The sequence below is a fragment of the Chlamydia felis Fe/C-56 genome (assembly GCF_000009945.1).
Classification (GTDB): domain Bacteria; phylum Chlamydiota; class Chlamydiia; order Chlamydiales; family Chlamydiaceae; genus Chlamydia; species Chlamydia felis.
In genome coordinates this window covers 826,923-851,870 of the sequence record NC_007899.1, presented here as the reverse complement: position 1 = coordinate 851,870, position 24,948 = coordinate 826,923, and the positions used below count along the sequence as shown (strand labels likewise).

Here is a 24,948-nt window from a genome sequence, read left to right as displayed (position 1 = left end):
AAAAGCCTTTTAATTCATAGAAAAATGTTTGAAATTAATCAAGATCAATAAAACGAGGTTTTTTCTAAGATATTCTTATCTAGCGGATTAGATAAAAGCTGTTTTTGTAAATTTTAATGAAATACTTTCCCTGCTCATACAGAGCAGGGAAAACATTTAGAAGTGAATAGAACTGCCAGCGTTAGCGTGATAGCTGCTTGCTAATTTACGTAGCTCAACACTTCCTTGAGCAAAAAGATGGATGTAAGAGGTTAAAGCGTAGCTTCCCGAACCTTGGAATCTTGCCGCATGTCTTTGTAGATATGTCGCTGTTGTTAGCCACGGGGTGGCAACAACACCTGCAACTATCGGGGTTGTCGTATTTTGAGGATTGTGACGGTAAACATCGCCTACATAGGCTGCAGAAACTTCATAATAAAGATCTTTAGATGAAGATTCTCCATGAACTTTAAATCCTAGAGGGATAGAAATGTTTATTAAATATGTGTGATCAAAGGCTCTTCGTCTTAGTCCTTTTTCTTGGAATCCTTTTTGATATACATAGATACTTTGCAATTTTGCAAATGGTGAAGCCTTTTGGATCAGACCGTCCTTGCTTTGCATGGGGATGGTTATCGAGGCTCCTATATCTCCAGAACAGCAATGATTTTCCCAAGAGCTATTTGCTTGCGTTGTATCAGGGTATTTTATTTTCATGGTGTTGTCTCCATAAAAATACCCGAATTGTGCTTGGAAACTTATGGGGAAATCTTCAGAGACTTGCGTTAAAAAACTAGGCCTGAAAACAGAAGTTCCAGAAAGGAATTTTAAAATAGGTAAGAGTTTTGTATCGTATTGCGCATAGAGGGATCCTGAAAGGATTTTTTCATGAATCCTTGCACCCGCGTAATCTTTAGCTCTGCCAAATAGTTGGCTAAAACTAAAGCTGAATTTAAAATCATGCAGAGACTTTGAGCTTATGCCTGCAGCATAGCCAGAGCTTATATTACGGAACTTACGATTTTTATCTGTTTTCTTTCCTTGTAAGAAATTCGACAATCCTGCTCCCCAGATATCTCCTCCTGTTGCAGATTTTGCTTCTTCTTCGATAAGACGTTGAATAGCGGCAACATCAAAGGCCATGACCCATAGACTGTTAGGAACTAAAGAGGTTTGGCTGTGTGTATCCCCACTAGGAGGAATATAACCTTGCGGCTTCCAATCTAATGTAGCGACTTTCTCTTTTCCTGATGGAGAATCTGCCCAGGTGAGTTTCCATACACCCTGGTATCCTAAGTGATCTCCAATATCTTGTTGGACAGGATCTGACTGATTATTAAGAGTAATTGTCCCTTTAGCTGCGGCTATCTTTATGAACTCTTGGTTTAGATCCTTCGCAAGATCTGGATTTTCATAAAATTTGGGATCGGAAAGGGCTAGGGTAATGGGGCCTGAAATCGTGATACTTCCCGATCCAGAAGTGCTAACTCCTGCAACTCTTTTCGTGGTGGGGTCTGAAACACCTACCCACAGATTTTTTAAATCTATATTTTCAGAGGCTTGTAGTTGTGAGTTTTGCTCTAGTAAAACTTTAGAGGTATCATCTTTCTGGGTGAAAGATTTAGTATCGAATAACGCACCATCTTCTAAAACAAGAGTTCCTGCAGCGAGTTCCACGGGCTGTGTTAAGCTAGTGACGTTAGTTAATGCTTTAGTATTATTATTTTTCCCTGAAAAAACTACGGTACCCGTATAGGTTTTAGGCGAGGGCTGGGCAGCTGAAGATCTTATAGCTCCTCCTGGTCCAGAGGAACCCCCCCCCCCAGAAATAGTGTCTGGGTTGTTGATAACTAGCTTATCAGTAACATTAGCTCCGTTTCCAGTTATGGGATCATAGAAATAGATAGAACTCCCTTGAGTCGCACGCAATTGCGTAATTTTCGCTGAGGTTCCTAGATCTATAGCGTTGGAGCCATCTTTAGCTATATTTCCTTGAAAAATAATGTTTCCGCCTTCAGCTGATAAACTCAGGGTTCCGCTATTAGCAATGGCAATAGCCCCACCTTTTTCCTTGGCAGTATTGTTAGTGAATAAGATTGTACCACTGCTAGAGGTTATGGCTAGATTTTGAGCATAAATAGCTCCACCGTTTTTTCCTGAGGAGTTGCCTGAAAATAAGACTTCTGTATTTCCTTGGAACGTGACAGTCGCTTGCGCACTTTGTACAGGAGTGCCGGATGAAACTGAGGATAGATGGGTTGCCTGTGGCGATGGGTTAGGACTTGAAGGAGGTGTAGGTGGAGGTGTGGGCGGTGTTGGGGTGGTTTCATAACCAATCGCCCCACCATTTTCCGTAGAATGGTTATCCGTAAAAGAAACAAGAGTGTTGTTACTTATATTTAGCGAAGATCCCTGACAAAAAATTGCTCCCTTACCAGTTGCAACGGTAGAGGATGGGGAACTAGAAAACGTAAGATGGCTAAACCCCGATAACGTAGTAGTTTTGGTATCTGCGGTATTGCTAATAGCCGCACCTTTCCCGGTTAGGGAAATATTTTTAAATGATAAAGAGTGAGAATTTCCTGTAAATATCAGGTCCCCAGCGGTGTTACTAAAGCAGCAGCCTTCGGTAACTGATTTATTTCCTGCCGGTGGTGGTGGTGGCGGCGGTTGCGATGCAGTAATAGTCGAGATATTTTCAAAAGAAATATCAGCCGTTACGTTGTAAGTCGTTTCGTTACTATCGTTAGACGTTTTAGAAGTAAATTCTTGTGATGAACCGTCAAATCCTGTGGATAGATCTGTTGTTGCTTTAGGAGTCGGTGAGGCAGCATCAGCAAATATTAAACAGGTAGATAACAAGGAAGAGGTGAGTAAGAATCCACAAGAAGAGAGTTTCATGACAGGATCTTGGGTTATGAGGGAATATTCCGCGCAATAACCTAAAAAATAAAAAATTTCAAGATTGTCATAGAGACTTTAGATGTAAAAGGAAAACTCCCCACTTCTAAGAAACAGGGAGTAAGGGAGATCTAAAAATGTATTTTAGCGCCAAAATCATAGTTGTAACTATGAGATGAGGAGCGTAGTTCACAGTTGCCTTCAGCGAAAATTTCAATATTAGGTCGTACAGCAAATATTCCGGAGCCTTGAACAACTATAGCCTTAGTGTCGAGGTTTGTTGCTGGTGTTGACCACGGAGTTAAGCCTCCTATTAAGAATAACGTCATGCTTTCAGGATTGATGCGGAATACATCGTAAACATACATAGCAGAGAGATCATAAGCGAATAGCTCTTTAGGGCATACGCCGTGAATCTTGACCCCTAAAGGAAGGGCTAGGTTGGCTAGATATGTGTTTGAGAACATGCAACAACGTAGTCCTTGTTCTGTAAATTTCCTTAGCTCAGAGTACACTCCCTGAAGCTTAATAAATGGAGATACATGCCTTAATAGCGAGGGACATCGGTTCAAAGTATACTCGAATGTTGATCCTAATTCCGAAGCTACTGAGTAATTGGACCAGGATCCAGTAGTTTTCGTTTTGTCCTCATGGCTGATTGTCATGTGGTTATGGCTATGGCTATAGCTTATCTGAGCATTAATAATAACAGGGATAGAAGGAGTTACTTGAAGTTCAGGAGGGCAGTCTGTAGATCCTCCACAAAGGAAGCGTAACATAGGTAATGAACCTACGTGATGCGCATATAAGGATCCCGCAAGTGTTTGATGATTTACCTGACCATTGGCACCATCACAGTCCTTACCAAATAACTGAGAAAATGCGGCGGAAAAGACTTTCCCTAAAGGTGAAATCTTACTCATGCCAATGACGTAACCCGCATTGCTATGTTGGAAATCATAATTTGTTGCCGGGCCGTTAGAACGTAGGAAGCTTTTAATTCCTGTAGCCCAAAAGCCTTCGGAGAACATAGAGTTTACAGCTAAAGATCCTACCACTCTTTCTAAATTACACATGTCTGAGGCATTTCCCCATAGAGTGTTAAGCACAATGGGAGTGGTAATTTCTTGAGATCCTCCAAAAGGAATATAGCCCGTAGGTTTCCAATGAATAGAGGCTGTTTTCGTGCCTGGAGTTTCAACTCCTCCATCTGAAGATCCTGGAACGCTTTTCCAATCTACAGTCCAGCTTCCTTGATACCCACGATGAGAATCCATGTTTTTCCTCACATCTTCAGGAACATCAACGAGCGTGATTTTTGTGATGTCTTTATCTACCAGTTTTAGCAATTCTTGATCTACATTGTGAGCAAGAGATTGATTGGCATAGAAGGTTTCATGATCAGCAAAGATTCCCAAAGGTCCTTGTACCGTAACAGTATGGGCATTGCCGGCTGTAGAAATTTTTGTGGCTGTAGGGTTGGTGAAATCCTCAAGACGTAACCAAAGCTCTTTAATATCTAGGTTTTCTTTTGTTTCTATACTGGATGTTTGATCTAAGATAACTTTAGATCCAGCCGTTTGTGTTAGAGATTTAGCCTCTAGATGGGCTCCTTTTTCTAAAACTAAAGATCCTGCGGATAGGGTAATAGGTTGGGAAAATTTAGAAACATGCTTCATTATTTCTTGAGTACTAGGGATATACCTTCCTGAAAAGATGATCGAACCCGTATAGCTTGTGCCTCCGTCTGTTTTATTGATTTCTAGATTCTCTGCAGATGTACCTTCAACAACAACAGGATCATAAAATAGGATAGACTGCGATTCTTTAGCTCCAAGTTTTGAAAATTTACCGTTTGCTGCTACATGAATCGCATTGTTTACCTTATTGCCAGCATCGGTGATAGTGTTCCCTCTAAAAATAATATTTCCATCTTCTGCAAGTAGGCTAATCTCGCCAGATCCAACTATGGAAATAGCTCCGCCCTTTTGTGTGGCATGGTTATTTTCAAAAATAGTAGTGCCTCCCGTTTTAAGAATAAGCTTCTCTGCATGGATAGCGCCTCCCGTAGTCGCTGAGAAGTTGTCCCTAAAGGTCATAGATTCGTTGCTCTGTAAGGTTAGCGTTGCTACAGTTGCCCCTGTTTTCGCGCAGTGAATAGCACCGCCAGCTGCTGTAGAACTATTTTTATCAAAGACTAACTGCTTGTTGTCTTTGATAGTTATCGATGCAATGCCATAAATAGCTGCTTTTCCCGTAGCAGCATTGGGCGCAGAGATAAATGATAGGACATTGAATCCTGACATCGTAAGTGTTTTCCCATCAGTATTTGTACTGATAGCAGCTCCTTGAGCTGTAGAAGTGATGTCCTCAAACAATAAGGAATGGTCAGCTCCTGTGAATGTGATATTCCCTGTAGTATTTTTAAAACAGCTCGTATTGGCCGGGTTTATGGTTTTGACATGGGCAATGCTTACATCCCCAGTGAGAGTATATGTGGTGCCCCCTCCAGCTGATGATTGCTTAGCAGTAAATTGCCCATTCCCTGTGGAACCGTCGAAGCTTGCCGAAGAAGCTAGGTCTTCAGCGTTTGCATAATTATGAAACGCTATAGATGCAGTAAAAGAAGAAAAGATTAAAAACCCGTAGAGAGAGTTTTTCATAGTACATTCCCTGTTTTGTTATAGGAAAAAATGTTGCTGCTTGTGGGCGTGGGCATAACTTTGTAAATTATGCCTACGCAAAAAAGCAGATTATCTCGGTATCAAGGGATGCATTTTACTAGAGTACATGTCTGCAGACAGGATGCTCTCTGTTAAAAATGCACCTTGCTGCCAAAATCCATGTTGTAGCTATAGGAGGAACGGCGGAATTCTACTGTGCCTTGAGCAAAGATATTGATGTGTGAGGTGAGAGAGAGGTTGCTCGATCCTTGCAACAGAGCCGCTTGTTTGCCAAGATTCGTCGCTGTTGTTGCCCAGGGGAGCAAACCTCCGGAGATTAATGAAGTCACACTCTCAGGATTGCAGCGATAGAGATCAGCAATGTACATCCCAGTGAGTTCATAAGAAAAATGATGTAGTGATTGTCCTTGGATTTTCAGACCAATGGGTAAGGAGAGATTTTTTAAATTACTATTATTAAATGAACGTCGTTTTATTCCTTGTTCTTGGAACTGGACTTGATGAGCATAAAGCCAATGCAGCTTGATAAATGGAGAGATAGATTGGAAAAAGATATGAGAAACGTCCAAAGCAAAAGGTAGGGAACTGCCAATCTGCGCACTGTAGCCGTAAGTATTCCATGCGCCTGTAGTTTGTGAGCGATCGGAATACTTTGCTCTTAGGTGATTTCTATTATAACTATAACTAACGAGAGCATCCAAGTTGATAGGAAAATCACGGGGGATTTGTAATAAAAATCTTGGTCTAAATCGCGATGTTCCTGCAAGGAATCTCATAATAGGAAGAAGACATCGGGAATGACGAGCATAGAAAGACCCCGAAAAGAACTTATCCTTAGATTTTGCTGATCCAAAATCTTTGGATCTTCCAAATAGCTGACAAAAACTTACGCTAAATATGTCATCATATAGAGTTTCAGTTTTTCCTCCCACAACATATCCCGAGCTCTTATGACGAAAACCGTGGTTGTTGTTGGTAGATCCCTTCAGGAAAGAATTTGTAAGGGAGGAAATCCAAACGCCATTATTTGATGATATAGCGTTTGTCTCTATAGCTTGTTGAGCAAAGCGTGTATCGACAAAGAGGTTCCATAAGCTATTAGGAACCAAGGATGTGGTAAATTCTCCAGTGCCTCCTATAACAGGAATATATCCTGAAGGTTTCCAATTTAGAGACATTTTTTTATTGGAACGAACGGAGATACCCCCAATGTTAGCTGGATCTTGATCTGCCCAAGAAATTTTCCATGTTCCTTGATACCCACGGTGAGATTCCAGAGTGGAAAGAGGGACTTCGGGAATATCACTAAGAGAAATGTTGTTTAATTGTGGCGCATTAATATGTAGAAGTTCAAAAGAAAGCTCCTGAGCTAAAGCTGTTTGATTATAAAATATCTCGTTATCGGTATGCATCACAATAGAACCATGAACATCGACACTGGAACCATCCGTTGTCGTCGTGATTACTACGGGATCGTTTTCCATGTTATTAAGATCTAGATGCAGGTTCTTTATGGAAATGTTTCCGCTTGTCTCTAGCTGGGTCCCCGGATTCATAAGAAGCAGAGATTTGCGATTTTGTTCGAACGATTTCGCTCTTATTGTCACACCATCTGCTAAGATCAAAGATCCTGAAGCTAAGGTAAGGTCTTGGGAAAATGTAGTGAGTTTAGAAAGTGGTGAAGAAGAATAGGTATGGTCCCCTCCTGTAGAAAATACAATGGTGCCTTCATAAGCTGGGCCTCCGTTATTACCATTAATTGTAAGCCCATCAGCTACAGATCCTGTAGATGTAATGGGATCATAGAAATAGATAAAGCGTCCTTCGGAAGCACGTAGCTGAAGAAACTTCGCATTGTTGTCTAAATGAATGGCATTGCGAATATTCTCATTGTTTTCAACTAGGATATTTCTTTCAAACAAGATATTTCCACTATCTGCAGATAGGCTAATTTCCCCATTGGCAGCAATGGCGATAGCACCTCCTTTGCCCTCAGTAACGTTAGAACGAAACGAGACAACTCCTTTGGAGGATAAAAGCAGCTTTTCAGCATAAATTGCTCCGCCAGAAGCTTTAGACGCATTTGCTAGGAAAGTGAGATCCCCATTATTCTGCATGGTTAATGTCGGAGAGGTGGCTCCAACACTAGTGCTTTTCTCACAACAAATAACACTTCCTTTCCCCGCAGATTTATTGTATCCAAAACTTCCTTCGCTATTGTTCTTTAGTAATATAGAGCTATTTGAGTAAATCGCTCCATTACCGACCTCTTCTTTAGGGCACATATAAAAAATAAGATTCAAAAATCCCGATAGTGTGAGCGTCTTCGCATCTGCAGTCGTGCTGATCGCAGCGCCCTTTGCCGTTGATTTGACGCCATCGAAATACAGGAGTCGATGGTTTCCATTAAAAGTCAGGTTCCCTGCGGTATTTGCGAAGCAGCTCGTATTTGCTGGATTGAGCTCATTTATATTTAAAAAGGAAACAGCGTTTGTGAGATTATACGTAGTTCCATCAACATTACTTGATTGTTTGACAGTGAAAGTTTTACTAGAGGAGCCGTTGAATCCAGTTGCAAGAGAGACAGTATCGGCGTCTGCGAGAAGTTCGGTAGCAATGGATAAGGCAAAAGAGGAAACCAGCAAAACTCCATAAATAGAGTTTTTCATTAGTATTCCCTGCATATTTTGCGGCTCTATACGACATAGGGGAAAGAGGAAAATAAAGCAAGAGTTGCTATGCAGTGATGTAGGAAATGCGGAGGATCTTCCCCGCTTGGAACTAGGCGGGGAAGAGAGAAGAAATCTTAGAAGCGGATTTTTCCACCAAGATCAAAATTATAGCCGTACGCAGATCCGCGAAGTTCGAATCCACCGTGTCCAAATAATTCTACATAGTCAGAATAGGTAAAATTATTAGAAGCACGAACGACTAAAGCATGTCTAGCTAAAGGTGCAGCTTTGGTTTCCCAAGCAGCTCCTGTAACAACTAATGAAGTTGTACAATGTGGATTCACGCGGAAAACGTCCGGAGAATATGCAAGCATAAGATCGAAAGTATCTTGGTCATTTCCAAATACACTTTCAAACTTCACACCAATAGGTAAAGACAAGTTCAAAAGATGGCTACTTTCAAAAGCACGTCCTTCACTTGTTGGCTCTTGGAAGCTTTCTTGTTCTCCATAGATCATCTGTGCCTTCAGGAAAGGAACAAATTTATCCAAGACATAAGAGTCCGAAAGCTCTATAGGGAGGCTACCGCTAATTTCTCCAGCAAAGCAATTTGTTGCCCAACTGCCTTTAACCTCAGGATAAATAATATTCTTAGGCGCATAGCGTTGGGTGTAACGAGTTTTCATATCATTTTCAGCATGGCTGTAGCTAAACAGGATGTTGAAAATCACAGGAACATTCTCAGGAAGCTTTGATAAAAAGGAAGAGGGAATTTTAGCTCTTGCTTGAGTAAGGTAAGTCTGAGGATGCAGCATATGAAAATGTTCGAAGAACAATGAGCCCGCATAGACATGCGTGCGGTTTTTAGATATCATATAATCTTTATCTCTATCAAAGAGCTGACAAAAGGCTAAAGAAAATAAATCTTCTGTTGGTGTCTGTGCGCTAGCACCTACAGCATAACCCACGCCGATATGACGGTATTTCCTGCTCGTATTTGTTTTTTTCCTATGTAGGAAGTCTGTGATCGCAGATCCCCAAAGGCCACGTTCGTGTTCTATACCTTTAGCACTTATTTCCATAAGTTGGTGTAGGGCACGAATATCTGTAAATGTTCCCCATAATGTGTTCGGAACCAACGGTGCTTCACGTTCTGGGTTAGGAAGATAACCGGTTTGAGTCCAAGTTAAAGTAGCATTCTGTTGGTTGGCTCCAGTACCTTGTTTCCAGGCGATAGACCAATTTCCCTGATAGCCGTAGTGCTGAGCTGGTGTATAGGGAGTGGCAGGAATAGTTGGGGCTGCTTGTGTTCCGTTAGCCGCAACTAGAGTTATAGCGGATGCGAAATCACGAGTTATAGAGAATACGGGATATTCGTAAGCATTTCCGCCTTCATTAACGTAACTAATTGCTGTAACGTTAATTAGTTTGTCATTTGTTTGAGATTGGATTTTAGCAGGAGACAGTACCCCCCCCCCCCCCAACGAGGCGATGTTTATGCTCAGATCAGGCAATGTAATAGCCTCACCGTCATTGGACGGAGTCCGTAGAGTGGTGCCCACATCCATAATAACCGAGGATCCTGGAGTTTGAGTAAAGGACTTGGCTTCTACAGTAACACCATCTTTAAGAATGAGAGATCCCGCTGATAGAGTAACCGGTTGTTTAAACGTTGAAGTTAGGTTTTCTTCTTGAGTTTTTTCTTGGGTAGATAAAGTTTCCCCAGAAAAGACAATTTTTCCTGTATAAGTAGCAGCGTTTTCTTGTTGGTTGATATGTAGATCAGTGCTAGTGTCTCCGTTATTGGCAATAGGATCATAGAAGTAGATACCAAAACCTTCTTTGGCACTTAGCTTGGCAAATTTTCCGGAAGTATTTAAATCTATGGCGTTTCTTGTTGTGGAAGCGCCACCACTTGTTATTATTTTATTCCCATCAAAGATGATATCACCAAGATCTGCGGTTAGACTACATTCTCCACTTGTATCTAAACAAATAGCACCCCCGTTAGGAGTGGCATTGGTTGTTGAGTTTGTTGAGTTATTAGAAAATACTGTGGTGCCTCCAGAATTTATAGTTAGCTTATTCGCATAGATAGCTCCGCCACTAGTTGAGGATGCATTTTCTGAGAAAGTTAGTTGTTTGTTTCCTTCGAACTTTAGTTCTGCAGTATTTCCGCTACTTTCTTTACAGTAGATAGCTCCTCCAGAAGAGTCTGTGTTTCCTGTAGTTGTATTTTTAGAAAACACGACACTATTATTGTTGGACACAGTAATATTATTGCTCGAATGAATGGCTCCGCCCTGTTTCGCAGAAGAATTTCCTAAGAAACTAATAACTCCAGTATTGTTTTCAATAAAGCTTTCTCCCGAAGACTCTATTGCACCGCCATTTTCTGAAGATTTATTTTCTATAAAATTAGCGATTCCCGAAGTTCCTTTTAATACGATCCCCTTGCAACTAACAGCTCCCCCGGCTGTTGAGGAACTGTTTTTCTGAAATAGAATATTGACGTCTTTGTCAAAAGTGGTCATTCCCTTTGATTTAATGGCTCCTGATCCAGTTACTCCTGGAGGACAGAAGGAGCAGTTGAACATAGAGAAATTTGAGATAGATACGTTTTTATCACTAGCAGTAGTCTCAATGGCTCCGGGTTTCCCTGTGGCGGTGATGCTTTCGAAACAAAGAGAGTACCCATTACCCATAAAAGAAAGATCTCCAACACTTTGAGAGAAACAACTTTTACTATTGGTATCGGCATTAGCGATACAAACATCTCCAGTACAATTGTACTGTGTTCCCGTGCTATCAGACGTATCTTTTGGTGTGAAGGGGGTGCTTGCTGAATTATTGCCGTTGTAGCTATCTGTTGAAGGCAATGTTACTTCTACTGGGGTTGCCAGACTCAATGAAGTCGAGGCTAGCAACCCTGAAGATACTAGGAACCAATAAATTGGATGTTTCATATGTTCATGCTCTGGGTGATTTGAGATGGCTTAAGACGATCACAAAAATAATTAAAAGTCAATGAGATTGAAGGGAATGAAAGGCCCTGCCCCGGGATGGGGCAGGGGAGGTGGATGAGACTAGAACTGGATTTTAGATCCGAGATCTACGTTATAGGTTCGAGAAGAGCCTCTGAGCTCGAAACCAAACTGACTGAAGATTTCAAAATTAGAAGATAAGGAAAGATAATTTCCCGCTCTTACAATGAAAGCTTGTCTAGCTAGGTTAGAAGCTTTAGTTAACCAAACAGCGGTGGTTGGGCTAACTAATAGAGACGAGGCACAATCAGGATTACTTCTTGCAATGTCTGGGGCATAAGCCAGTGTCAGGTTGTAAGAAGCCCTGTCATTTTCAGAAAATCTCTCAAACTTCACACCGATAGGCATAGATAAGTTTGTGAGATTACTACTCTCAAAGTATCTTCCTTCCGTGCTACTGTTTTCCTTAAAGTCTTCTTGATGAGCATGAACAAGCTGGAACTTTAGGAATGGGGAATATATATCGAAAAGGGAAGAGTATTGAGACTCGATAGGCACAACAGCTCCGAGTTCTATGCCGAAACAATCATTACCCCAATCACCCTTGATCTCTGGGTAAACGACATTACGGGGAGCATACTTAGTAGTCATGTTGGTCTTCATATCGTTTGAAGTGTGACTATAAGTGAGTTGTGCGTTGAGGACTAAAGGAGCTTGGGCCCCGATAGTGTTTTGTAGTAGGTTCTCCCAAGCACTCCAGAAGGAGGTATGTTGGTAATAGATAGAACCTGCGTAGATATGCGCATTGTTTTTGGCTACTAAGTAATCCTTATCTTTTCCAAACAATTGGCAGAAAGCGGCGGAGAAGATGTCATCGGCAGGAGTATGCGCGAATACCCCTAGAACATATCCCGCACTATTGTGACGGAACTTACGTTTGGTTGCTGATCCACTTTTATGTAAAAAGTTTGCTAATCCGGATACCCAGAAGCCTCTTTGATAATCCGCACCATTAACGTTTACATCCATAAGATTTTGGATAGCTCTTATATCGGAGAAAGATCCCCAAAGAGTGTTAGGAACTAAAGGTCCTTGACGTTCGGGGTTAGGAAGATAACCGGTTTGTTTCCAACTTAAAGTGGCATTCTGTTCATTGGTTCCAGTACCTTGTTTCCAAGAGATGGACCAATTTCCTTGATAGCCATAGTGGGGGGCTGGGGTGAGAGGAGTTGCAGGGTGAGTGGGTGCGGTTACTTGGGTTCCATTAGCAGCCAGGAGAGTTATAGCGGAAGCAAAATCGCGAGTTTTAGAAAAAACAGGATATTCGTAAGCATGTCCGTCTTCATCTACGTAACTTATATCTGTAACGGTAACTTGCTTACCTGTTGTTTGAGATTGGATTTTAGCAGAAGAAGGAGTACCCCCCCCAGCGAGGCGATGTTTATGCTCAGATTGGGCAATGTAATGGCATCACCGTCATTGGACGGAGTCCGTAGAGTGGTGCCCACATCCATAATAACCGCGGATCCTTGAGTTTGAGTAAAGGACTTGGCTTCTACAGTAACACCATCTTTAAGAATGAGAGATCCCGCAGATAGAGTAACCGGTTGTTTAAACGTTGAAGTTAGGTTATCTGCTTGAGTTTTTTCTTGGGCAGATAGAGTTTCTCCAGAAAAGACAATTTTTCCTGTGTAATTAATCGCATTTTCAGTTTTATTGAGCTCGATTGCTGTGGTGTTGTCTCCGCTATCAGCAATAGGGTCATAGAAATAAATCCCAAAGCCTTCCTTGGCACTTAGTTTGGTAAACTTACCGGAAGTATTTAAATCAATGGCATTTCTTTTTATTGAAGAGCTGTTGCCAGTTGTTATTATTTTATTCCCATCAAAGATGATATCACCAAGCTCTGCGGTTAGACTACATTCTCCACTTGTATCTAAACAAATAGCACCTCCTTTAGGATTGGCGTTGGTTGTTGAGTTATTAGAAAATACTGTGGTGCCTCCAGAATTTATGGTTAGCTTCTTTGCATAGATAGCTCCCCCACTAGTTGTAGATGTATTCTCAATAAAAGATAGTTGTTTGTTTCCTTCGAACTTTAGTTTTGGGGTTTGCGAGTTACCATTACAATAAACTGCTCCTCCAGAAGAGCCTGAGCTTCCTGTAGTTGTATTTTTAGAAAACACGACACTATTATTGTTGGACACAGTAATACTGTTCTCCGAATGGATGGCCCCACCTTGTTTCTCAGAAGAGTTTCCTAAGAAACTAATGATTCCAGTATTGTTTTCAATAAAGCTTTCTCCCGAAGACTCTATTGCACCGCCATTGTCTGAAGATTTATTTTCTATAAAATTAGCGATTCCCGAAGTTCCTTTTAATACGAGTCCTTTGCAATTAACAGCTCCCCCGGCTGTTGAGGAACAGTTTTTCTGAAATAGAATATTGACGTCTTTGTCAAAAGTGGTTGTTCCCATTGATTTAATGGCTCCTGATCCAGTTACTCCTGGAGGACAGAAGGAGCAGTTAAACATAGAGAAATCCGAGATAGATACGTTTTTATCATTAACAGTAGTTTCAATGGCTCCGGGTTTCCCTGTGGCGGTGATGCTTTCGAAACAAAGAGAGTACCCATTACCTATAAAAGAAAGATCTCCCGCACTTTGAGAGAAACAACTTCCCGATAGAGGAGTTGTTTTCCCCGCATAAGCAATGCATACGTCTCCTGTGCAAGTATAAACCGTTCCATCCGAATTAGAGGTGGATTTTGGCGTGAATGTTGCATTGCCCGCTGTATTGCCGTTATAGCTATCCGAGGAGGATAGATTTTCTTGCTGAGCAGCAGCAAAGCTCAGTGTGTTTGAGGCAATTAGTCCTGAAGATACTAGGAACCAATAAACTGGATATTTCATATGTTCATGCTCTGGGTGATTTGAGATAGTCTTAAACGATCACAAAAATATTTAAAAGTCAAGGGGAATGGGTGGGGAGGCCCTGCCCCGGGATGGGGCAGGGGAGGTGGATGAGACTAGAACTGGATTTTAGATCCGAGATCCACGTTATAGGTTCGAGAAGAGCCTCTGAGCTCGAAACCAAACTGACTGAAGATTTCAAAGTTGGATGACAGGGATAGATAATTTCCTGCTCTTACAATGAAAGCTTGTCGGGCTAGGTTAGAAGCCTTAGTTAACCAAACAGCTGTGGTTGGGCTCACTAATAGAGACGTAGTACAATCGGGGTTGCTTCTTGCAAGATCCGGAGCATAAGCCAAAGTTAAGTTGTAAGAAGCATTATCATTGTCAGAGAATCTCTCAAACTTCACGCCGATAGGCATAGAGAGGTTTGTGAGATTGCTGCTCTCAAAGTATCTTCCTTCAGCGCTGCTGTTTTCTTTAAAGTCCTCTTGATGAGCATGAACAAGTTGGAATTTCAAGAAAGGAGAGTACATATCAAATAAGGAAGAATATGGAGATTCAATAGGCACAGTAGCTCCGAGTTCTACTCCAAAACAATCATTACCCCAATCACCCTTGATCTCTGGGTAAACGACATTGTGAGGAGCGTATTTAGTAGTCATATTGGTCTTCATATCGTTAGACGTGTGACTATAAGTTAACTGTGCATTGAGTACTAACGGAGCTTGCGCGCCGAGAGTATTTTGTAGCAGTCTATCCCAAGCGTTCCAGAAGGAGGTGTGCTGGTAATAGACGGAACCCGCGTAGATATGCGCATTGTTTTTAGAGACTAAATAATCCTTATCTTTTCCAAACAACTGGCAGAAGGCGGCGGAGAAGATATCATCAGAAGGAGTATGCGCGAATACCCCTAGAACATATCCTGCACTATTGTGACGGAACTTACGTTTGGTTGCTGATCCACTTTTATGTAAAAAGTTTGCTAATCCAGATACCCAGAAGCCTCTTTGATAATCCGCACCATTGACGCTAATATCCATAAGATTCTGAATAGCGCGTACATCTGAGAAAGATCCCCACAAGGTATTAGGAACTAAGGGGCCTTGACGTTCGGGGTTAGGATTATAGCCGGTTTGTTTCCAGTTTAGAGTGGCAGTTTGTGTGGCCGTAGTTGCTCCTTGTGTCCAGGTTTCTGTCCAGACACCTTGATAGCCATAATGAGCGGATGGGACATAGTTAGTTAGTTTATCAGTTGGTGTTGTGGCTGTTCCAGTGCCATTAGCTTTAGCTTCTATTGCTGAGAAGGGTTTTGTGGTAGAGAATACGGGGTATTCGTAGGCATTGCCATCAGAGTCGACTAGATTAACAGCTTGGATTGTAACGCTTTTATTGGTTGCACCAGCTGAGATTTGTGCCGGAGAAGGACCCCCCCCCCCCAATGAGGCGATGTTGATGACGAGATTACTTAAAGTGATGTCTTCACCCGTAGTGGCTGTGGTTAGGCTAGTGCCCAAATCCATCACAACAGCGCCACCGGTTTGTGAGACTTTCTTTGCTTCTACTGTTGCTCCATCTCTAAGTACAAGAGACCCGGACACTATTTTGATGGGTTGTTTGAAAGTGGATTTCAAATTGTCCGCAACTTTTCTTTCATCTTCGGTTAGCTTTTCTCCAGAAAAGACAATACGACCTGAATAGGTTGAGGTTCCTTCAGTTTTATTGATTTCTAATTCTGTGGCGGTATCCCCATTATTAGCAATCGGGTCATAGAAGAAGATGCCAAAACCATCTTTTGCTCTTAATTGAGTGAACTTTCCTCCAGAACCTAGATCTATAGAATTTCTTTTCGTTGTCGTGTTACCCCCACTTGTTATTACTTTATTCCCATCGAAAATAATGTCGCCACGATCAGCAGATAGACTGCATGTACTATCTGCATCTGCTAAAGAGATGGCCCCACCCTTTGGAGTATTATGAGTTACGGAATTATTAGAAAATATTGTGGTCCCGCCAGAGGTTAGCATAAACTTTTTTGTATAAATAGCTCCTCCACCTTCTTTGGAAGTATTTCCAGAGAAAAGAATCTGATCGTTATTTTCTAATCGGAGTTCACCATCACTACAGTAAATAGCCCCACCCTTTTTATCGGATGAATTTTGTATAAAATTTGCACATCCTGATGAATTTTTAAGTGTTAGACTTTTGCAGTTAATTGCGCCGCCTTCTGCCGTTGAACAATTTCTATTGAAAAGTACGTTAGAGTTGTTGTCGAAAGTAGCCGCTCCTCCTGACTTAATAGCGCCTTGTCCAGTAGTTCCTGGAGGGCAATAAGAGCATGAAAATGATGAAAAACCTGAAATGGATAAGGTTTTATCCGCTTGTGTTACTTCAATAGCAGCAGGTTTAGCTGTTGTATTAATATTATCGAAACAAAGAGAATAGTTATTCCCTATAAAGGTCAGGTTTTCAGTTGTATCTGAGAAACAACTCTTTGTTAATGCAGTACCTTTCCCTGCATAAGTAATGCATACATTCCCTTCGCAAGTATATTCAGCGCCTGTTGATGTTTCTTTAGTTTGGAATGCACCTGTTGTTGTATTTCCATCATAACTATGAGAGGGATTTAAATTCTCTTTAACTGCTTGAGCAAAGCTCAATGAGGTCGAGGCTAGCAACCCCGAAGATACTAGGAACCAGTAAACTGGATGTTTCATATTTCATGCTCTGGGTGATTTGAGATAGCCTTAAACGATCATAAAAATGATTAAAAGTCAAGGGGATTGGGAGTTCTGAAAAGAAGAAGCCCTGCCCAGAGATGAGCAGGGGATGCTTTTAGAAAGAAACCTTAGTTCCAAGGTCTACGTTATAGTTTATTGAAGAGCTTCGCAATTCAAAGCCAAATTGACTAAACATCTCAAAACCAGATGATAAGGCAATATGGTTGCCGGCACGAATTATGAAAGCTTGTCTAGAAAGATTCGTAGCTGTTGTTAACCAAGAAACATCATTAATAGCTAATCCTGTTATGCTGCTTGGATTATGACGATATACATCAGGTACATACAGCAGTGTAAGATCGTAAGCTGTTTTCTCTCCGAAGGAGAGCTTCTCAAATTTTATACCCATAGGTACAGAAACATTGAGGAGATCGCAGCTTTCGAAAACACGACCCTCTGTTGTTGGTTCTTTAAAGTCTTCTTGATGAGAATAGACAACTTGCAATTTTGCACATGGTGCGTAGCTATCAAAGAGAGAAAAACTAAATACAGGAATAGGTACACTTGTCGATAATGCTATACCAACAGTGTCATTACCCCAAGAGCCTTTCACTTCAGGATAATCTGTATAGGCTGTTGTCATATTGTTGCTGGTGTGGCAGTAGGTGACTTGTGCATCTAGGAAAATAGGAATTTCCTTAGAATATCCTGAACAACAAGAGTTAGGACCTTTAAATAACCGTGTCAGATTATCAAACTTACCCACATGTTGATAATAGAGGGAGCCTGAGTAGACGTTGGCAGAGTTTTTTGCTACGAGGTAGTCCTTATCTTTTCCAAATAACTGACTGAAAGCTACGCTAAGCGTGTCTTCCTGAGAAGTATTTGTTGTGGCACCTAACACATATCCCGCACTAATGTGACGGAATTGTCGGCTTTCGGCGCTTTTGTCTTTATGGAAGAAGTTACCAACTCCAGAAATCCAAAGGCCGCGGCGTGTCTCAAGGAGGCTATCTACGCTACGTTCCAACACTTCTTGAATGGAGCGCACATCCATGAAGGATCCCCAAAGACTATTTAGTACTAGGGAAGCGCGACGTTCAGGATTTGGAACATATCCTGTTTTATTCCAGTTAAAGACAGCGACTTTTGTTTTTGGATCCGATGTATCATCTGAGACCCAAGAAACTGTCCAGTGTCCCTGATAACCATAATGTTTCTCAGGAGTGCCAATAGTGGCTCCGGGTACGTTGGTTGTTGTTACTGCACCTTTTGCTGAAAGTTTTATTCCCTCTAAAGCTAACCTATCATTTAGTTTATGATTCTCATAAAACTTTTCTGTAGGATCAATAACGCCAATAGCTCCGGATAGAGTTACGTTTTTCGCACTTGCTGCGGCTGCAACAATGGCTAGATTTTTCCCATCTAAGGAATTAGGATTAATAGCCAAATTTGTCAGAGTAACATCTTCTGTTTTCGCTGACAGCTTTGTTCCTGTATCCATGAGGATTAAAGAACCATCTGTTTGCGAAACTGTTTTCGCTTCTATTTCAACACCATTTCTTAGGATAAGCTCGCCAGCCGCTAACGTAATCGGTTGGGTGAATATTGTCTTAGAGTTATCAACAATCGCTGTTTGCTCGGGAGTAAGCTGTTCCCCAGAAAAGATAATTTTCCCGTTATAGACTTTAGTGCCCTCGGCTTTATTTAAGGTAAGGAGATCGGCGCAAGCGCCTTCGCAAACAATAGGATCATAGAAAGTAATAGACTTTCCAGAGGCTGCGCGTAGATTAGTGAATTTACCATTGCTTTCAATAGTAATAGCATTTCTTTTTATCGAAGAATTGTTTGCGGTTGCTATAAGGTTATTTTCAAAAGTAATATTCCCGAGTTCAGCTGTTAAACTACACTCTCCGCTACTAGAAATCCCAATAGCTCCACCTTTAGGAGTGGCATTAGTCGCTTTGTTCTTTGTAAATATTGTTAGTCCGCCAGAGGAGAGATTGAGCTTATCTGCGTAAATAGCCCCGCCTTTTTCTGCAGAAGTATTTTCATTAAAAATCAGAACTTTGTTATCTCTTATAGCAAGGATCGGTGTCGTACCTGATTTGCTACAATGGATAGCACCACCGCAGCCATCGTTAGATCCAGAAACGCTATTGTTGCTAAAAACAACACGGCCGTTTCCTGCGATAGTCGTAGCACCTTCTGCATATACTGCTCCTCCAGAATTAACGGCAGTGTTTCCAGAAAATACTACGGTTCCCGGGTTGTCTGAAAGGTTAGCAACTCCTGTAGTGGCAATCGCACCACCTTTTTTCGCGCTAGAGTTAGTGGTGAAGCTGATTTCTTTGATTGAGCCAGTTAGGGACAAAGCTTTGCAAGAGGTCGCTCCACCATTTTCTGCGGAATGGTTCTGATCAAAAAGGATGCTCGCGTTATTCGCTAAGTTTAACGCTCCTCCAGATTGTACCGCTCCCTTTCCCGTATTCGTTGTAAAAAACGGACACTTCGTAAAGCTCAATTTAGAAAAATCTGTTAGAGTAAGAGTTTTATCTGCAGTAGAAACGTTAATTCCCGTAGTATTAGCTCCGGAATTAATGTTTGCTAGGGATAGGCTATGCCCATTTCCTTTGAAAGTAAGATCAGCAGCAGTTTGAACGAAAGCTGCAGAAGCAAGAGCCGTAGCTTGCCCGGCATCTACAATAGAAATATCGCTCTCAACGTTATAAGTGGTTCCTCCCGCAGTGCTTGTAGATAGCGGGCTGAATACTCCATTTGCGTTGAGAACAGATTCTTGAGTTAAAGCCACTTCTGCATGTAATTGCGAGAAGTGAAAAGATATTGGTATCGTCAGAGATGACGATATTAAAATCTTATATAAAGAAGGCCTCATTTTATACACTTGTGGTGAAATGAAAAAAACAGTTTCGTTAAATACTCATTGGTACAAAAGAAAGCAAGTCGAATATAGAAAAGACTTGACGTGTTTTTTTCATTTTTGATAAAAGGCCCTGCCGTCTTATAGAAAGCGGATTTTTAGAATTTGTACTTACCTCCTAGGTCAATGTTGTAATTTCTAGATGACCCGCGCAGTTCAAAAGCTCCATGACAAAAGACTTCGAAACTATCTGTGAGATGGTGATGGTTAGAACCATCGAGTATCAAAGCTTGTCGGGCTAAGTTTGTTGCTCCTGTAGACCACGTAGTATCTTTTGAGGGGAGGAATACTCGAGATTTCGGAGCATCACGATAGATATCTGGTTGATAAACAAGGCTGACATTGTAAATGTTGTACTTGTTTGTTTTTTCAAACTTCACGCCGATAGGTAGGGAAAGGTTGACAAAGTGCGCACTTTGGAAGTTTCTATTTTCATCTCCTCCTTTTGTTTCTTTGAAATCTTCTTGTTGGACGAACACAAGACAAAGTTTCATGAATGGGGAGAACTCATCAAGCATGGGATTGTCAATAACCATCGGAACATAGCCACCAACTTCACCAGCAACGCAATGGTTGTTCCATTTTCCTCTTGATGAAGGATTTGGAGCATGTTTTGTCGTCATAGAGTTACGACTTGAGCTGTAACTAAGCTGCGCATCAAGGATTACAGGGATTTGTTCAGGAAGTTTGGTAAGGATAAATCCTTTCTTATTTGAGAACTTAAAACGATGGAGTAGCTTTTCATATTTTGTGTGCACAGATGCTGCATAGATATGAGAGGACAACTCTGTAAGATGGTAGTCCTTAGATTTTCCAAACATTTGACAGAAAGCAAAATCCACAACTTTATCAGAGATAGGTTGAGTGCTTGCACCCACAACATATCCGGAGCTTATATGGCGGAATCCTTTTTGTAATTTTGTAGCGTCTCTGTGGAAGAAGTTAGATATTCCAGAAGTCCAGAGTCCTTTGCGAGGAGCTTAGTTTTGCGCGCTAACCTCAACAAGATTCTGAATAGCGCGCATGTCAATAGCTGAACACCATAAGCTGTTGGGCACGAGAGGTGCGTTACGGGTAGGAGGAGGTGTATAGCCAGAGGCTATCCATTTAAGCTCGAAGGAAACCTTTCCGCTTGTATCTGTAGTTTGAATAACTTCCCATTTTCCTTGATAACCAACATTAGAACTTGTAGATCCCTGAGGAATCATATTGAAGTTATTAGTCTCGATTTTTCCGGAGCCATTCGTAGAAATGTCTAAAATGTTTGCAGAGAAGTTTTTATTTAATAAAGGATTGTCATAGAAGTTCTGACTACTATCCTGGAATTGTAAATCTCCTGATAAAGTGATGTTACCTGTTCCCGAAGCGGTAAGGGTAATCATTTTGCCATCACCTAAAGAATCTAGGTTAACAGCAAGATTAGTAATGGTAATAGATCCATCTGCAGCTTGTGTTTGGGAAGCTGATACCCCAGGGTTTGCAGGTGTTGCGGCTGAAGGACCTCTTTGCTTAAAGTTCATTAAAGAGGAGGCTACTAACTCAGATACAACCTTAGGATCTGTGCATTTGGTTAATGCTCTTACAACAGGCAGTGCCTCAGCAGCTAGTGTTGCTTTTGGAGCAGGGCTGGCAGTTGTAGGGACACGCGTTATTATTGATGTTCCGCCATCCATAACAATTAAAGAACCCTCTTGCTGTGTAAAGGAATCTACAATCAGACCCGCTCCGCTTTTTAAAACAAGAGTTCCTGCTTCAAGAGACACGCTTGTGTCAAAAACACTTGTTGCGTTCAATGGATTCGCAGCAGCTTCTGTGGATAACTTCTCCCCAGAAAATACAATTGTACCGTTATACACGGTAGTTGCGTTTGAATCTGAAGCGTTGATTTTTAGTGGAGTTTTAGGAGTTACTGCGGGTGCTGGTGCAGAAACAGCAGCAGCTCTTATTGAAGAATCTGGGATAGAAGGTTTAGCAGGAGATTGACTTGATGAACTTGCTGTTGCCATTGTAATAGGATCATAGAAAAAGATCGTTTGACCTGTTCCAGCGCGTAATTGGGAAATTTTAGCTCCGCTGCCTAAATGAATGGCATTGTGTGTAGGCTTTTGATTTTGATTGGCTGCGACAGCTTTAGCACTAGCCTTAGATGCAATTAGAGCAAGAGCAGCATTAGGTTGTTCTTTATTTGCTTTCTCACCAGTTTCTGGAGTTTTACTGGGAAGGATAATGTCATCGGCAGATGTAACGGTGTTTCCTTGGAAGGTAATCGATCCTGTTTCAGCTGTGATGCTGATATCTCCGCCATCGGTAATGAAAATAGCTCCGCCTTTTCCTGAGGAGTTATTAGAGAAGGTGATGTCTCCACCAGAAGATAGAACTAATTTTTTAGCGTGAATAGCCCCACCACTAGTAGTAGAGGAGTTATTCGTAAATGTCACTGAAGTACTACCAGAGATCGTTAAACATGGATCCTCTGCAGGAGCCGGTTCTTGTTGTTTTTTTACAGGAGTAGGTGCTGGGATATCTGCTGATAACAATATAGCCTGTACAGAAGAAGAAGGAATTTCAGTTTGACCAGAGGGCTGACCCGAAATTCCAGGTTCAGAAGTAGTTGGGGCAGCTAAATAATGGATAGCACCCCCAGTTCCTGTTGTGACTGCCGGGACTTCTTGCTCCGTAACTTCAGCTGCCTTTCCTTCCGTTTCTTGTGCTGGAGAGGAAATGACTTGAGCTTTGTTCCCAGAAAAGACGACGGTTTTGTTACCGGTAATATCGAAATTACCTGTAATAGATATAGCACCACCTTGTTCCTTAGCATTATTTTTGGAGAAAGTGCATGTCCCGGTGTTGTTTTCTATTTTTCCTGTTCCACCATTAACATTAATAGCTCCGCCAGCTTTCTTAGAGGAGTTATTCTCAAATGTAATATCAACGTTGTCTTTGAAAGTAATGCTTGGGCTAGTAGTGGCAGGGGCAGAAGCCTCTTTAGTTTTTTCCTCGGAAATGCTGTTTTCTCCAGCATCTTTTCCTACTTTGATTTCAGGATGAACTGAATTGCCTGCGGAATTAACTCCTGTTGTACTGGGGTTGTCGCTAACGTCAGCATTTGCCACAGATGTATCAGAAGTTATTCTCCAGAGGGTCGCTGAAGCTGCTGGTTCTACAACGGTGGTTGTTGATTCACCACCGTTAACTTTGGACTCTGATCCCCGATCTTCACTTTGATTTTCTTCGCCTTTAGGTTCTGTATTTTCACTCGAAGAATCTTGTGATCCACCACTTGCTTCCGAGTTTGCTGGAGGCGGGATGGGAGGAGTTACTGTGGTTTTAGGCCCTACATAGATAGCACTGTCTGCTTTATCTTGAGTTTGACTTGTGGCACTGGAGAAGGTTAAATTGCTAAATCCTGAAAATGTTAACTCAGATCCCGCACTATTGTTAATGGCAGATCCTTACGCTGTTACACTGATATTCTTAAAGGTTAAGGAATGGTTTTGACCAACAAAGGTTAGGGGACCCTCGGTATTTGAAAAACAGCTTTTGTCTGTTTCCTGAGATGCAGAAGAACTTTGACTTTCCTTGTTTTGGTTTTGAGAAGATGCGGTGTCGCTACTTAAAGATACTGCATTAACTCTGAGCATATTTGCCGAAACGGGAGAAGTTGTGGCACCGGTATCATTACTTGATTCTTTTGAAGTTTCTGGACCTTTCTCTATAGTATGCCCAGCATCAGTAGCACCTTCGGTACCAGATTCTGTGGGCGTTGTTTTCTCTGTGTGTTTTTCATTAGTAGTTTCTGAATCTTCAGTGGGGGCAGAGTCTTTCGTCTCTTTTTGAGCCTCTGGTTTCTTGCTCGATGCAGACGGCGCCTGCGTTTTACTTACGTTTACAAAAGATACATCATCTTGAAGTGTGTAAGTGGTTCCTCCTGCAGTAGAAGAATCTTTACGCGTGAAAGGCGTATCTGGTTTAGAACTCCCATCGTAATTATCGTTAGAACTTAAGGTTTTTTCCCCATTTTGTTCTTGAACCTGGGATTCTGGAAGGTTAGCTGCTAGGGATGTTTCGTCAGCAACTATAGACGATAATGGAAGTGTAATTGCAGAGGAAATTAACAACCAAGGAAGAGAAGGCTTCATAACAAGGGTTTTTGGTTGGTATGAAAGATTACTTTTTCCCAATAGGAAATAGAAATTAAAAAATCAAGAAACAACAGTGGAGTAAAACTAGAGAAGGGATCTAGGTGGGTGGGAACAAAAATATCAAAAGCCACGTAAAATCACATGGCTTTTGATTTTCTAGTCGATATCTATAAAACTAGGAGAACTATTTTAGGAAGAAATCTCAGGTTTTCTTGAGAAGAGAAGATCTAATTTTTAGGATCGCAATGATGAGATGTGTGACCCTTAGAACAGCAGTCTTTACCTTGATGTTTCTTAGAACAACAACTACAAAAACTTACCAGGGAAATAATTCCTGCAATTCCAATGATAATATAAGTGATTTGTGTTGCTGTTGTGCTTGCGCCTCCGCATAGTCGAGCAATAAGGTTTACTTTATGATGAGTTAATCCTATAATTCCTACGTTCAATGCACCAAGAACAACAATAAGAGAGGATAGTCCCCGAACGAGTTTGCCTAGCATTGCTTTTCTCCTAAGTGATGTATACTTAATTCCATCTTTTAATCTTTTTTACAATTTAATAAAGTTTTTTTTTGTTTTTAGATTGTTGGGGAGGCATTGACTTTTTGCATACAAGGAGTTAAGTTGAGCGAGAAGTTTTTTCATAAAAGCTCAAATTATAGATATTAGCTTCATCAGAATACAATATCGGGATTAGAAAATGACACAACCCTACGTAACTAGAGAAGAAATTTTACTTTTGGCGAAGAGTTCTGCTCTGGAACTAAGCGAAGAGCTTATTCAAGAATACGAAACTTCTTTAAATGAAGTCATTGGAATTATGAAAACATCTATCTCCTTGGATGTCACGGACGTTATTGTTGAGGTCGGTTTATCACAACATGTCATTAGTCCTGAAGATTTGCGAGAAGATGACGTTATCTCAAATTTCTCACGTGAGGAATTTCTTACCAATGTTCCCGAATCTTTGGGCGGGTTAGTAAAAGTACCCACAGTAATTAAGTAGAGATC

General features: G+C 41.3%; 8 protein-coding genes and 2 pseudogenes. 1 reads left to right on the top strand and 9 read right to left on the bottom strand.

Features of this window, described 5'->3' with window-relative positions; genetic code table 11:
* Window positions 1-156 precede the first annotated feature (156 nt).
* The 9 genes and pseudogenes from CF_RS03650 to CF_RS03605 form a co-directional block, all read right to left on the bottom strand.
* Window positions 157-2,880 (bottom strand): polymorphic outer membrane protein middle domain-containing protein, encoded by a 2,724-nt coding sequence (locus tag CF_RS03650; RefSeq protein ID WP_011458278.1) that lies wholly within the window; start codon window positions 2,878-2,880, stop codon window positions 157-159.
* A 131-nt stretch (window positions 2,881-3,011) separates the two neighbouring features.
* Window positions 3,012-5,543, bottom strand: coding sequence for a polymorphic outer membrane protein middle domain-containing protein (locus CF_RS03645; RefSeq protein WP_011458277.1), 2,532 nt, complete (start codon window positions 5,541-5,543; stop codon window positions 3,012-3,014).
* Window positions 5,544-5,695: 152 nt separating this feature from the next.
* A complete protein-coding gene (locus CF_RS03640) occupies window positions 5,696-8,233 on the bottom strand; it encodes an autotransporter domain-containing protein (protein ID WP_173023627.1) in 2,538 nt (845 codons plus the stop codon).
* A gap of 137 nt (window positions 8,234-8,370) precedes the next feature.
* Complete coding sequence (locus CF_RS03635) at window positions 8,371-11,202, bottom strand: polymorphic outer membrane protein middle domain-containing protein (protein ID WP_011458275.1); 2,832 nt, start codon at window positions 11,200-11,202, stop codon at window positions 8,371-8,373.
* Between the two features lie 120 nt (window positions 11,203-11,322).
* Window positions 11,323-14,132 (bottom strand): annotated as a pseudogene (locus CF_RS03630) (autotransporter domain-containing protein).
* Window positions 14,133-14,248: 116 nt separating this feature from the next.
* Window positions 14,249-16,849, bottom strand: a complete 2,601-nt coding sequence (locus CF_RS03625; protein ID WP_011458272.1) for an autotransporter domain-containing protein — start codon at window positions 16,847-16,849, stop codon at window positions 14,249-14,251.
* 118 nt (window positions 16,850-16,967) lie between these two features.
* Entirely contained in the window at window positions 16,968-19,748 is a 2,781-nt protein-coding gene (locus CF_RS03620) for a polymorphic outer membrane protein middle domain-containing protein (RefSeq protein WP_011458271.1), read from the bottom strand.
* A gap of 143 nt (window positions 19,749-19,891) precedes the next feature.
* Window positions 19,892-23,932: pseudogene (locus CF_RS03615) on the bottom strand (polymorphic outer membrane protein middle domain-containing protein).
* A 230-nt stretch (window positions 23,933-24,162) separates the two neighbouring features.
* Window positions 24,163-24,438 (bottom strand): DUF378 domain-containing protein, encoded by a 276-nt coding sequence (locus CF_RS03605; protein WP_011458267.1) that lies wholly within the window; start codon window positions 24,436-24,438, stop codon window positions 24,163-24,165.
* Between the two features lie 199 nt (window positions 24,439-24,637).
* On the opposite strand from CF_RS03605, the gene gatC reads away from it, so the two are divergent.
* Window positions 24,638-24,943 (top strand): Asp-tRNA(Asn)/Glu-tRNA(Gln) amidotransferase subunit GatC, encoded by a 306-nt coding sequence (gatC, locus tag CF_RS03600; RefSeq protein ID WP_011458266.1) that lies wholly within the window; start codon window positions 24,638-24,640, stop codon window positions 24,941-24,943.
* Window positions 24,944-24,948 lie beyond the last annotated feature (5 nt).

What these genes read in the sequence shown, in the direction of transcription:
- CF_RS03645 (WP_011458277.1), bottom strand. Translation starts at nt 5,543, where the DNA reads ATGAAAAACTCTCTCTACGGGTTTTTAATCTTTTCTTCTTTTACTGCA.
- CF_RS03620 (WP_011458271.1), bottom strand. Translation starts at nt 19,748, where the DNA reads ATGAGGCCTTCTTTATATAAGATTTTAATATCGTCATCTCTGACGATA.
- CF_RS03650 (WP_011458278.1), bottom strand. Translation starts at nt 2,880, where the DNA reads ATGAAACTCTCTTCTTGTGGATTCTTACTCACCTCTTCCTTGTTATCT.
- CF_RS03605 (WP_011458267.1), bottom strand. Translation starts at nt 24,438, where the DNA reads ATGCTAGGCAAACTCGTTCGGGGACTATCCTCTCTTATTGTTGTTCTT.
- gatC (WP_011458266.1), top strand. Translation starts at nt 24,638, where the DNA reads ATGACACAACCCTACGTAACTAGAGAAGAAATTTTACTTTTGGCGAAG.
- CF_RS03640 (WP_173023627.1), bottom strand. Translation starts at nt 8,233, where the DNA reads ATGAAAAACTCTATTTATGGAGTTTTGCTGGTTTCCTCTTTTGCCTTA.
- CF_RS03625 (WP_011458272.1), bottom strand. Translation starts at nt 16,849, where the DNA reads ATGAAACATCCAGTTTACTGGTTCCTAGTATCTTCGGGGTTGCTAGCC.
- CF_RS03635 (WP_011458275.1), bottom strand. Translation starts at nt 11,202, where the DNA reads ATGAAACATCCAATTTATTGGTTCCTAGTATCTTCAGGGTTGCTAGCC.